Origin of the sequence: Nocardiopsis sp. Huas11 (assembly GCF_003634495.1) — a bacterium.
GTDB lineage: Bacteria > Actinomycetota > Actinomycetes > Streptosporangiales > Streptosporangiaceae > Nocardiopsis.
In genome coordinates, this window is record NZ_RBKY01000001.1 from 4,575,670 (window position 1) to 4,587,768 (window position 12,099).

At 71.4% G+C, this 12,099-nt stretch carries 10 protein-coding genes; 5 read left to right on the forward strand and 5 right to left on the reverse strand.

Going from position 1 to position 12,099, the window contains the following annotated elements; all coding sequences use genetic code 11:
- Positions 1 to 6: 6 nt before the first annotated feature.
- The 5 genes from DFP74_RS20570 to DFP74_RS33330 all read right to left on the reverse strand — a co-directional run bounded on the left by DFP74_RS20570 (position 7) and on the right by DFP74_RS33330 (position 5,999).
- Positions 7 to 510, reverse strand: coding sequence for a hypothetical protein (locus DFP74_RS20570; protein ID WP_121183861.1), 504 nt, complete (start codon positions 508 to 510; stop codon positions 7 to 9).
- Positions 511 to 565: 55 nt separating this feature from the next.
- Positions 566 to 1,495, reverse strand: a complete 930-nt coding sequence (locus DFP74_RS20575; RefSeq protein WP_158613031.1) for a serine protease — start codon at positions 1,493 to 1,495, stop codon at positions 566 to 568.
- Positions 1,496 to 2,170: 675 nt separating this feature from the next.
- Positions 2,171 to 3,859: an ABC transporter ATP-binding protein gene (locus tag DFP74_RS20585; RefSeq protein ID WP_121183864.1), complete on the reverse strand. Its 1,689-nt coding sequence runs from the start codon at positions 3,857 to 3,859 to the stop codon at positions 2,171 to 2,173.
- Positions 3,856 to 5,709 (reverse strand): ATP-binding cassette domain-containing protein, encoded by a 1,854-nt coding sequence (locus DFP74_RS34475; protein WP_233571067.1) that lies wholly within the window; start codon positions 5,707 to 5,709, stop codon positions 3,856 to 3,858. Before DFP74_RS34475 ends, DFP74_RS20585 begins: the two co-directional genes overlap by 4 nt.
- Complete coding sequence (locus DFP74_RS33330; RefSeq protein WP_147453891.1) at positions 5,706 to 5,999, reverse strand: hypothetical protein; 294 nt, start codon at positions 5,997 to 5,999, stop codon at positions 5,706 to 5,708. The genes DFP74_RS34475 and DFP74_RS33330 overlap by 4 nt, the downstream gene beginning before the upstream one ends.
- A gap of 302 nt (positions 6,000 to 6,301) precedes the next feature.
- Between DFP74_RS33330 and DFP74_RS20610 the strand changes: the two genes are divergently transcribed.
- From DFP74_RS20610 to DFP74_RS33950, 5 genes are all read left to right on the forward strand, one after another.
- Positions 6,302 to 6,784: a hypothetical protein gene (locus DFP74_RS20610; protein ID WP_121183868.1), complete on the forward strand. Its 483-nt coding sequence runs from the start codon at positions 6,302 to 6,304 to the stop codon at positions 6,782 to 6,784.
- A 363-nt stretch (positions 6,785 to 7,147) separates the two neighbouring features.
- Positions 7,148 to 8,173: an iron ABC transporter permease gene (locus DFP74_RS20615; RefSeq protein ID WP_121188396.1), complete on the forward strand. Its 1,026-nt coding sequence runs from the start codon at positions 7,148 to 7,150 to the stop codon at positions 8,171 to 8,173.
- Positions 8,170 to 9,006 (forward strand): ABC transporter ATP-binding protein, encoded by an 837-nt coding sequence (locus tag DFP74_RS20620; protein ID WP_121183870.1) that lies wholly within the window; start codon positions 8,170 to 8,172, stop codon positions 9,004 to 9,006. The genes DFP74_RS20615 and DFP74_RS20620 overlap by 4 nt, the downstream gene beginning before the upstream one ends.
- The gene (locus tag DFP74_RS20625; RefSeq protein ID WP_121183872.1) at positions 9,003 to 10,046 is read left to right on the forward strand and encodes an ABC transporter substrate-binding protein; all 1,044 of its coding nucleotides are present in this window, start codon (positions 9,003 to 9,005) and stop codon (positions 10,044 to 10,046) included. Before DFP74_RS20620 ends, DFP74_RS20625 begins: the two co-directional genes overlap by 4 nt.
- 779 nt (positions 10,047 to 10,825) lie before the next feature.
- Entirely contained in the window at positions 10,826 to 11,923 is a 1,098-nt protein-coding gene (locus tag DFP74_RS33950; RefSeq protein ID WP_199725723.1) for an ice-binding family protein, read from the forward strand.
- Positions 11,924 to 12,099 lie beyond the last annotated feature (176 nt).

Genomic DNA, 12,099 nt, shown 5'->3' on the forward strand with positions numbered 1-12,099 from the left:
GGAGAGTCAGAGGTGGTAGGCGCCGCGGATCATGTACGCGCCGTCCGACTGGCGGTAGTAGCCGGGATCGGGCGGAGATCCGGTCCAGTCCGGCAGGACGCTGACGGCGGCCTCTCTGATCGCCTTGCCGGCCTCCGTGTGCCGCAGCACGTAGCCGACCCCGGAGGCGGCGAGCTTGGCGGGGGTCCGGGCGAAGATCATCTTGCCGAGTTTGACCGCGTCCCAGACGAAGTGGGTCGCCTCCTTCATGGCGGCGCGCTTCTCGTGCCAGTCCGGGGCGGCGGAGTGGTCGAGGGCGAAGAACTCACTGGATCCGTCGCTGAAATGGACGTGGAAGCCGAGGATCAGACCGCTGTCCGGCACGACGTAGGCGTCTCCGGACGCGATGTAGAGGGTTTCCTGGCCGCCGTACGAGTTCGGATACGTGAGTTCGAGGGCGGGGGTGTCGATGGAGGAGGCGAGATAGAGCCAGGTCTTGTACCCGGCGGCTCGGGGACTCTTGAGGATCAACGTCGTGCACCCTTCGTGTGACCGTGGAGATCGGGGACGAGCGACTGCCGGCGGTTCACAGAAGCCAGTCGAAGACCGTGTTGGCGGCCTTCTTGAGCATGCTCTCCGAGGCCTGGGCGGCGGCCTCGTCCGTGACGGCGTCGGAGAGACCGGAAGCGCCATGAGCCTGGTCGGCGGCGGGGAGGTCCGTGGTCGTGGAGGTGGTCGGCTCGGAAGCGGTGTCGGAAGCCGTGGAACCGGAGGAGGCCGCTGCGTCAGAGCTGCCATGCCGGTGGACGTACTCGGACACCGTGTAGCCCCCCGCAGCGCCACCGGCTGCGGCCTTGGCGAATCCGAGCCATCGGTCCTTCCGCGCCGGCACGTGCCCCTTGCACAGTTCGAGCAGATCCTCGGTGCGGGACACCCACACGGTGTGGGTCATCCACACGTCGCTGGAGTTGTGGCGGGACGAGATCACCCCGAGCACGCTGTCGTCGCCGCGGCGGCGGACGGGCGCTCCGCTCATACCCGGCATGACGTCGGGGGACTGGATCCGTCCCAGACGCAGCCCGTCGGTACGCGCGAGTTCGCCCTGCCACTGGCCCAGCGCCTCGACCGACCGTGGCGGGGGCACGTGGGGCATGTCCTCGATCACGGCGTGGCCGACCAGGGCCACCTCCTCGCCCTGCTCCGCAGAGTCCGAGGCGCGCAGGAGGCGTGCGCTGCCGGGCAGGGCCGTGTTCGTCTTGAGCAGTGCCAGGTCGGCTCTGAGATTCCTGGCCACGACCCACGCTCGGGTCGGCTTGATGCCCGGGTCTCCGAGGCTGTCCACCGTGACCTCGGCGATCTCCGACGGCGTGTCCGCCAGGGCGAGTGTGGTCTCGACGACGTGCCAGGCGGTCACGAGATAGCCGTTGGGGTCGATTTGGAAACAGGTCCCCTGTGGGGTGCCTCCGGAGGTGAGAATTCTTCCCATGTACTGCGGAACGTGCGGGGAATCGGCCACCCCGGTGTTCCTTTCACTCAAACCGGTTCTGAGAGGGCGGCGGGAACGCGGGCGGGTCAGGGTGCCGGGTACACGTCGCGAGGGGTGCGGGTCGGGCTGGGCCCGGCGGAGAAAGCTCGCACGCTGCTCATACCCTGGGGTTCTCGCACGCAAACGGGATCGCGGTCGCAGTGCCGAGGGTGGAAATTCACCTGTGGTTCGCCGAATTCGACGGCGCGAGTTCGGTGGCGATCGCGGCCTTCGAGGAGAATGAATGAGCCTCATTATTCTGCCGTGATTGTAGGGAATTCACGTCGTCGGATGATCTGCTGTCCGTGCCCCGGTCGGCGGGCGCGCGTCCATGCCGACGCCTGGTGAGGAGTGGCGTGGGGGCCTCAAGCCGAGGAGGGAGTGCGGCCGGGGCAGGCGGCAGGCGTGCCGCCCGCGGCCGTGGGTTTGTCAGAGGATGTCGATGAGGCCGGTGAGCACCCGGCGCACCATCCGTTCGGACAGCACGTGTGCGTCCTGGGGCGCCTCGGCCACGGGGCTGTGCGCCAACGCGGCGGTGATGGGCGGGTGCCGCTCCTCGATCGCGGCGGTGCCCGGGTAGGACGCGCGGCGTGGACAGGGGCCTGCTCGGGCCCGCCCCCTGAGGATCCGGGCCCCCGAGCCGGCCCCGGGAGAGGTCCGGCCGGGTCATCCACCCGTGTCGCGCGCGGTGAGCGGGGCCGCGGCCACGTCGACGACGCGTTCGAGGCGGGCGAGTGTCTCGGCCCGGTGTGAGGCGATGAGGACAGTGCCGGGGAACTCGGCGATGACGTCGGAGACCAGACGTTCGGTGGCCGGGTCGAGACTGGCGGTGACCTCGTCCACGAGGAGCACGCGCGGCCGGCGGGCGAGGGCACGGGCCAGGCACAGGCGCGCCCTCTGACCGCCGGACAACCGCACACCCGCCTCACCGAGCTCGTCGTCGAGACTGATCCAGGAGGCGGCTTCGACACGTTCGAGCAGGGCGGCCAGCTCACCGTCGGACCGTGGTCCGCAGCCGCGCAGCAGGTTGTCGCGCACGGTGCCGTGGAAGAGCATCGCGTCCTGGTCGACCAGGGCGACGGCCCCCCGCAGCGCCGCGTCGTCGAGCTCGGCGACGGGGACGCCCTCCCCGGCGGCCGTGACGAGTTCGACGGTCCCCTCCGATGGGTCCCAGAGGCGGGCCGCGAGCGCGATGACCGTGCTCTTGCCCGCGCCCGAAGGGCCGACCAGCCCGACGTGCTCGCCGGGGGCGAGTGCGGTGGACCAGGACGTGAGCGTCGGCTGCCGGCCTTCGTAGGAGAAGGACACGTTCCGGAACCGCAGGCCGAGCGGCCCGGCGGGCAGCCCTCGCGGCGCTCGGGGAACGCTGACGACCGCGGGCCGCCTGATTCCGGCGGCGACGCGTTCGGCGCCGGAGACGAGCGGATGGAGCCGGGTGAGGGTGTCCGTGGCGTCGACGACGGCGGCGATGCCGGCCAGGGCCAGAGCGATCAGCGCGGGCAGCTCCGCCGGGGACAACCGCACCGGCCCGCCTTCCGAGAGCACGCCCGCGGCGGTGGCGCTGGTGGCGATGACGCCGATGATCACGGCGGTGATGATGAGTTCCCGGATGGCGGTGACCAGGTGCGACAGCAGTTCGCGCCGTCGCGCGAGGGTGGTGGCGCGTGCGGTGGCGTCACTGGTCTCGGCGACGATCCGTGGGACGAGTCCGTAGGCGAGGACCTCGCGCAGCGCCCCCAGCGCGTCGACGACGCGCTCGGACAGGTCCGAGCGCTCGCGCTGTTCGCGCTCTCCCAGCCGCCGGGCGGCTCCGGCCCAGTACAGCGCGCTGCTCGCCACGACGGCGGCGCCGACGAGCATGACCAGCGCCGCTTCGGGCAGCAGGACGGACGCGGTGACCAGGGAGGCGACGAACAGGGTGAGGGAGGCGCCGAGCTGGGCGATCGTGTGAGCGTAGAAGAACTCGAGCTTTTCGATGTCCTCCATCGCGACGGCGGCCGCGCGTCCGGAGTGCTCGCGGCGCCGACCGGGAACGCTGCGCGCGTAGGCGTCGAACAGGGCCATCCTCAGCCGGGCGAGCACACGGTAGGCCAGGGCGTGGGAGACGTCCATCTCCCGCCACGTCAGCACCACGCGCAGCAGCACGAGCCCGAGGACCAGGGTCCACCAGAGGGGTCCGGGCGCTGTGCGCTCCACGACGGCGTGGCCGACCGCCCATGCCGTGAGGACGGTCAGGCCTGCCAGGGCGAGCGAGCTCGCCGTACCGAGTACGTAGCTCCAGAGCATCCCCCGCCATTCGGGTCGCAGAACGGGCAGCAGCTCGCGGAAGGCACGGGACGCGGAGAGGGTCTTCACGGGGCACTCCTGTGCAGGTGTCCGGAGTCGAGGCTCAGCACGTGGGCGACCTCGGTGAGGGTCTCGGAACGGTGGCTGATCATGATGACGATGCGGTCGCGGGCGACACGGTGCAGGGTCTGGACGACGTCCGCGGAGCGGTCGGCGTCCAACGCGCTCGTCGGCTCGTCGACGAGCAGGACCGGGCGCCGTGCCAGCAGTGCCCGGGCCAGGGCGAGGCGCTGGCGCTGTCCGCCCGACAGGCTCGTCCCGGCTTCGGTGACCTCGGTGTCGAAGCCGCGCGGGAAGCCCCGGATCTCGTCGAGGATGCCCGCGTCGCGGCAGGCCGCGACCAGGTCCGCGTCCGCGGTGGCGCCGGTGACCGTGAGGTTGTCGCGAATGGTCCCGGCGAAGAGCACCGGCCGCTGGGAGACCACGGCGATGTCGCAGGTCCGCAACGGCCGGCCGTCGAGGTCGATGCTCCCGGCGCGCGGCGTCAGGAAGCCGAGGAGGAGGTCGAAGAGCGTGGACTTCCCCGCTCCGGAGGCTCCGACGATCGCGGTGAGGGAGCCCCGCCGGGCCGTCAGATCGAGATCGTGGACGACGTCGGCGGGCGCGTCGGGGTAGCGAAAGCTCAGACCGGTCACGGTCAGCGTGTCCGCCGACGGGTCACCCGCCGCCGGGCCGACCCCCGGGCCGACCGCCGGGCCGACCGCCGGGCCGACCGCCGGGCCGACCGCCGGGCCGACCGCCGGGCCGACCGCCGGGCCGACCGCCGGGCCGACCGCCGGGCCGACCGCCGGGCCGACCGCCGGGCCGACCCCCGGGCCGACCGCCGGGCCGACCCCCGGGCCGCCCCCGGGGCCGCCCCCGGACCCGCCATCGGGACCGGACGCGGTGTGGACGGCGGCGGCGTCGCGCTGTTCGGTGAAGGCCCCGATCCGCTCGAGGCCGGGGATCGCGGTGAGGCCGAGGAATCCGGCGTGCCAGTGCCTGGAGAGGTCGCGGATGGGGCGGAACGCCTCGGAGGAGAGCAGGAGGATCAGGTAGACCTCGAAGGCGGGGGCCTGCCCGGTGACCGCGTGGGCGATGGCGACGGCGGCGGCCGCGACCGCTCCGCCCTGCACGGCCGCGTCGGTGACGGCCGTCTCGCCCAAAGACCCGCGCATCACCCGTTCGGTGGCCCTGCGCAGCGCCTCGGAGCGGTGGTCCAGCCGCTCGCGGGTGCCGGACACGTCGCCGAGCGTGCGCAGGGTGGCCATACCGCGCAGGGATTCGAGCAGGTCGGCGCTGAGCGCCTCGTAGCCGTCCCAGTGATCGAGCCCGCGTCGGGCCATCATCCGCTTCCACGCCATGGGCCCCACCAGGGCGAACACGACCCCTGCGGCGACGCACACCCCCGCCCACGGCGAGAGGACGACGAGGGCGATCACGACGATCGGGCAGGTGAGGAGCAGCTGCACGATGGCGGGAACGTACTTGGAGACGTAGGCGTCGATGCCGTCCACGCCGTCTCCGAGGCTGGCGCGCATCGAACCGTCTCGCGCCGTCGTGTCGTGCAGCCGCTCGGGCACGAGAGCGGCCCGCATCGCGCGGCGGCGGACCGCCTGCCTGACCTGGCCGCCCAGACGCGCGGCGGCCGACACCTGGGCCAGGGAGAGCACCAGGCGCAGCAGTGCGATTCCGAGGATCAGCGCCAGGGCGAGGAACACGTCGCGGGCCTGCCCGTGCAGCACCGCCGTCATCGACCAGGCGAGCGCCACGGCCTGGGCGACGTGGCCGAGGAAGACCAGGACCAGCAGGGCGACGCTCCCTGCCAGGGCCGCGGGGAACCGGGCCGCCTCCCGCCACAGCAGGGGAACGATCATCATGCGTCTGACTCCTTGTCGAGGTCGTGTGCGCCGGGGAGCATCGTCAGGGCGTGCATGGTCCAGCGGTCGCGTGCGGCGGCGAACCCCGACACCGGGCTGCAGCGCCACCGGTGGGACGGGGCGCCCGCGTGGCACAGGCCGGTCGCCGCCCGGTGGGCCCGCCACAGGGTCTGGGCGACCACGGCCCGGTGCCCTCGGCGCGGGGTCCGTCCGTGCCACCGCCCGGTGGACCCGGGGATGACGTGCGCGCCGGTCCCCGGCACGAGGGCGGTGGAAGGCTCTGGGGACATGGCCGACCTCTCACGCGGCCGGTCGGGCAGGGCGCTGCTACCCGTCCGGGTGGTACTCACTGACGGCGTCGCAGGGGACGAGAGCCGGTCGAAGGGGGTCTCGGCGAGCGCGCCGGAGTGCGAAGCCGACAGGTGCGCGAGCTGGTGGGTCCGCGCGGTCTCGGCGACGGTCTGGTGGCCCGCAGGGGGACTCCCTTCTCAAGACATGACCTACCGGCCACAGGGGATGTTTCGTCTCCGCCTGGGACGAACGAGACTCACCGAAATTGAAAACGGTTGTCATTTTACAATAGTCTGAGCGCATGGACCCCCAGGAGCCCTTCGTCGCCGACCACCGCGCGGGCCGCACCCGAGCCGTGGTCGAGGGCGCCCTGAAACCGCTCGGCAACGCCGCCCTCGCCGACCACGCCGGGCCTCCCACACCTGCCCGCCATGGCGAGGACGGCGCCGCAGGGGCCTTCGGCCACGACCGCTCCGCCGTGCTCGTGCTCTCCGGCCCCCGCGGGGAACGACGCCTCCCCACGGCCGTCCCCGGTGACCACCCCACCGGTGAGGCCTCAGACCGCTACGTGGTGGTGACGACCGGACCGGGCGCGAACGCGCGGGCCCGGAGCGACGTCGTCACCCTCGTCGACCTGGAGCGGGGCGCGTCGGTGCGGTTGCGCTCCCGGGCCGGCGAGCCCGGGGCGGTGATCGTCCCGGACCAGGCCGGCGACGCCACCGGCACCAGCGACGCCACCGGCACCACCGGCACCAGCGACGCCACCGGCACCAGCGGCCGGTAGCGATGCACGAACCCCCGCACGCCCCTTCCCCCGCAGTCACCCTCGCCGTCGACACCGCGCTCACCACGTGGAGACAGCACGGCCGCCCCGGCCCGCCGGACCACGGGTACGTGCTCGCTCGCCCGCCCGCCCGGACGCCGCCACCACCACCGCATCAGCACAGACCGCTCCGTCGACGACCTGAGAGAACCCCCACGGCAGATGGCACAAGCAACCAACGGGAGAAGCGTGTCGACTTCGCTCCAACGCCTCCTCACCAAGACCCGCACCCGAGGCGTACCTCCCGGCGGTCCACCGGGACCGACCTCCGCTGCCCCCGCCCCCGCGGCCGACGCCCGACGGCGCGGCATGCTCGCCGCCCGGATCCTCGTTCCGGTCCTGGCCCTGGCACTCGTCGCGGTGGTGCTGCTGTCCACGAGCGTCGGCACGATCGAGGTGTCCCCGGCGGAGGCCCTGCGCATCGTCATCGGTCACCTCATGCCCGGGATGCCCTGGATGTCGGACGGGTCGCTGACGTCGGTGCAGGACAACGCCGTCTGGCAGTTCCGGCTGCCCCGCGCGCTCCTGGCCGCGACCGCCGGCGCCGCGCTCGCCCTGGCCGGCGCGCTGATGCAGGCTGTGGTCCACAACTCCCTGGCCGAGCCCTACATCCTCGGCGTCTCCGCCGGCGCCGGGGTCGGCGCGGTGTCGTTCATCGTCCTGGGCCTCGGGGCCAGCTCTCTCGGAGTCGGGGGCGCGGCCTTCCTCGGCGCGCTCGTGGCCACCGCGGCCGTCTACACCCTGGCGCACAAGAACGGGCGCATCGCGCCCCAGCGCCTCATCCTCGCGGGAGTCGCCCTCGGCTCCCTGTTCAGCGCCGTGACGAGCTACCTGACCATCACCACCGACGCGCAGAACGTCTTCAGCATCATGTTCTTCCTGCTGGGCTCGGTCTCCGCCGCCACGATGGGCCACCTCGCCCTGCCCGTGGCGGCGCTGCTCATCGTGGGACTCTTCGCCGCCTTCCGCGCACGGGCACTCAACGCCCTCCTCGTCGGAGACGACGCGGCCGCCTCGCTGGGCGTCAACGTCAACCGGCTGCGCAGCGGCACCCTCGTCGCCGCCGCCCTGCTCACCGGATCGGTCGTCGCGGTCTCCGGAGGCATCGGCTTCGTCGGGCTGATCATCCCCCACATCGCCCGCATCATCGTCGGTTCCGACCACCGCAGGATGCTCCCGGTCGCCCTGCTCGGCGGAGCGGTCTTCCTCGCCACCTGCGACTTCCTCGCCCGGACCCTCTCGGCTCCCGCGGAGATCCCCCTGGGCGTGCTCACCGCGATGGTCGGCGCACCGTTCTTCCTGTGGCTGCTGCGACGCGATCGCGCCGACAGCGTGGGGGCGGGCCGATGAGAGTCGACATCGAGAACCTCACCGCCCACCGCGGCGGACGGCCCGTCGTCACCGACGTCAGCGTCTCGGTGCCCTCGGGCACCGTGCTCGGGCTGCTCGGCCCCAACGGGAGCGGCAAGTCCACCCTGCTGCGCACCGTGTCCGGACTCGCGACCCCCTCCGCCGGCCGCGTGCGCTTCGACGGCACCGACCTCACCGCGCTGAAGCGCAAGCACCTGGCCCGGCACGTGGCGGTGATGGCACAGGAGCACAACGAGGAATTCGAGATCCCCGTCATCGACATGGTGCTGCTGGGGCGGATCCCGCACGGACGCGGGTACGGACGCGACTCCGACCACGACATCGCCCTCGCCCGCCAGGCCCTCACCCGCGTCGGCGCCGCGCACCTGGAGACCCGCTCGTTCACCGCCCTCTCCGGCGGCGAGCGCCAGCGCGTGCTCTTCGCCCGCGCGCTCGCCCAGGACACGCCCGTGCTCGTCCTCGACGAGCCCACGAACCACCTCGACATCGCCCATCAGCTCGAACTCCTCGACCTGGTCAGAGCCACCGACCGCACCGTCCTTGTCGCCCTGCACGACCTGAACCTGGCCGCGCGCTCCTGCGACGCCATCGGGGTCCTGGCCGAAGGGCACCTGCTCTCCCTCGGCACCCCCGACGAAGTGCTGCACACCGACCTGGTCCGTTCGGTCTTCGGCGTCGAGTCCACAGCCGTCGCCCATCCGCGTTCCGGACGGCGGCACCTGCTCTTCGACGCCCGCAGCCCGCTGGAGCCGAACGACCACGACCCCGCGAACCCGTCCATCTCCACCGAGGAAGAAATCACCACCCCATGACAGGCAATGACCTCCGGCCCGCGTCCCGGCGCCGTTTCCGTCCCCTCAAGCTCTCGACCGCATGGGCCGCCCTCGCCGTGCTGCCGCTGGCCCTGACCGCCTGCGGCAGCGGCGTCACCGCCGACTCCGCGGACACCGAGGCCTCCGGGCAGACCGTGGCGGTCACGAACTGCGGGCGGGAACTGACCTTCGACACCACCCCCAGCAGCCTCGTCGGCCTGATGCCCTCACAGACCGAACTGCTCCTCCGGCTCGGTGCGGGGGACTCCATCGTCGGCCAGGCCCAGACCGAAGTCTCGGCACTGCCGGACGACATCGCCGACGAGGCCGCCGACATCCCGGTGCTCAGCGCCGACGCGCCGCCGGCCCGTGAGGACCTCCTCGCCGTCGCTCCCGACTTCGTGGTCGCCCCCACGGAGTACGAGTTCACGGCCGAACAGGGCTTCGCCGGCATCGACCAGCTCAACGAGAACGGCGCCCAGGCCTACGTCGCGACCGGAGGCTGTGCCGACCGCCGCAACACCGCGGAGGTCGCCGACGTCCTGACCGACATCGCCGACCTCGGCGCCATCCTGGACCTCCCCGACGCGGCCGAGGAGCTCACACAGGACGTCGAGAACCGGCTGGCCGCTGTGGAGGACGCGATCAGCGGCTCCGCGCAGCCCACCGTCGCCCAGGTCTACGTCGAGGGCAACACCCTGTCGGCCATCGGCGCCGGCATCGAGGCGGACATCATCAGGACCGCGGGCGGCGACAACGTCTTCGACCCCGACGCTCCCGAGTTCGCCGACTTCTTCGCCGCCCAGATCAACCCCGAGGAGATCATCAGCCGCGAACCCGACGCCATCGTGTTCGGCGTGAGCGGACCCGAGCACGAGGAGGAGACCCGCGAGTACCTTCGCAGCACCTTCCCCGACGTCCCGGCCGTAGAGGGCGACCTCCTCATCGCCCTTCCCGCGAGCGACCTGTACCCCGGCGCCCTGGGCAACATCGACGCCGTGGAGGCGATCGCCCAGGAGCTCTACCCGGACGCGTTCTAACGCGCTGTTCGACCTCGGCCCGTGGCCCGGATACCGCTTCCGGCCGCGGGCCGGGTCGTTCCCCGCCCACCACGAGTGAGCCGCACCCCAGCACCGGCACCCCCGGTCGGTAGCGTCACGCCTCGCCGGCGTCGGACCCGCCTGAGCCGGTGTTCCGCCCCGGGGCTGATGCGACGAGCGAGCACGCCCGGGACGAGGCGGTCGGTGCACCGCGCTTCGCAGGCGCGCCTCCCGCCGTGCCTTCGTCCAGCTCGTGCAGTTGGCGTCGGAGGCGGTGACGGGCACCCCGAAGAGCGCCGCCGGGCAGCGCCCCATCACCTCGGACGACGACACCGTGCCGGTGCTGTGGGTCCACGCCCGTGGCCTGGCCGCCGATCGAATCAAAGGTCCCTGGGCGCAGGAAGTCTTCCAGTGTATTCCTCCTCCAGGACTTACGTCCTGACTTTCTGGTACCTCTCGTTTCTTTCAGTAAGACCTTTAAAACTGTATATCCAAAGATTTCGGAATGGAGCGACCCAAAGCACTCTGAAACCACACATCGAGAACCGTCGTTGAATCAGCCGCGAGATCCTGGCTCTCCGCCCTTGCCTCGGCGATTCGAGGTGGATATCTCAGGGTGGCTGTGTACAGTTCCTTCCTGTAGATAGGAGTTCAGGTTCCATCTTGTGTCTCTGGTCTGATCAGGTGATGCGCAAATATTTCCCAGGGATGATCAGAGAATGAGTTTCCGTGCGTATTGCTTTTCTGGCCGGATGCCTAATTCAGAAGGAGTTCCTTCGATGACAGCTACGTCCTTGCACGCTTACCGATGGTCGCCCCCAACTTTCCTGGCCGCGGCCGGATTCGCCCTCCTGCTGGCTCTCGCCACGCTGGGCCTCACCCCGACCGGCGCGCAGGCGCAACCGGCACCGGTGGATCTCGGCACCGCCGACAGCTTCGCGGTCCTGGCCGGCCAGGCGGTCACCAACACCGGGCCATCGGTCATCACGGGGGACCTGGGAGTGCACCCGGGGACCGCAGTGACCGGATTCCCTCCGGGCACCGTCAACGGAGCGGTGCACATCGCCGACGCCGTCGCTCTCCAGGCACAGTCCGACCTGACCACCGCGTACAACGACGCCGCTGGGCGCACTGCCACCGGTAGCGTCTCCGGTGACCTTGTGGGGCAGACTTTCACCCCCGGCGTCTACGAGGCCAGTTCGTCGCTCGGACTGACCGGAACCGTGACGCTCGACGCGGAGGGCGATCCCGATGCGGCCTTCATCTTCCAGGTCGGCTCCACGCTCATCACCGGGTCGGCCAGCGAAGTCGACCTGATCAACGGTGCCCAGGCGTGCAACGTCTTCTGGCAGGTCGGTAGCTCGGCCACGCTGGGAACGAACTCCACCTTCGTGGGAAACGTTCTGGCCCTGACCTCGATCAGCGCGAACACGGGCGCCACGGTCGACGGTCGCCTGCTGGCCCGCAACGGTGAAGTCACGCTGGACAACAACGTGATCCAGAGGGCCGACTGCGACGACGACGGGAACGGCGACGGGAACGGGAACGGCGACGGGAACGGGAACGGCGACGGGAACGGCGACGGGAACGGGAACGGCGACGGGAACGGGAACGGCGACGGGAACGGGAACGGGAACGGCAACGGGAACGGGAACGGCAACGGCAACGGCGACGGCAACGGCGACGGGAACGGCAACGGGAACGGCAACGGGAACGGCAACGGGAACGGCAACGGGAACGGCAACGGGAACGGGAACGGCGACGGGAACGGGAACGGCAACGGCGACGGCAACGGCGACGGGAACGGGAACGGGAACGGCGACGGGAACGGCGGCGACGGTGACGGGAACGGCGACGGCTACGGCTATGGCTACTGATGTGACCTCGTGCTTGAGGAGGAGCTTTGATTCCATGCTCCCCCTGGGTCCGAACCGAGAGTCTCCTCTGATTCGCCGGTGACCGATCGACCTATGAACCTGGCCGCTTCACCCCTGGTGGTGGGGCGGCCAGGCCGTGTTCGGCCACGTCCGCGACGAGTACCGTGGAGCCGATG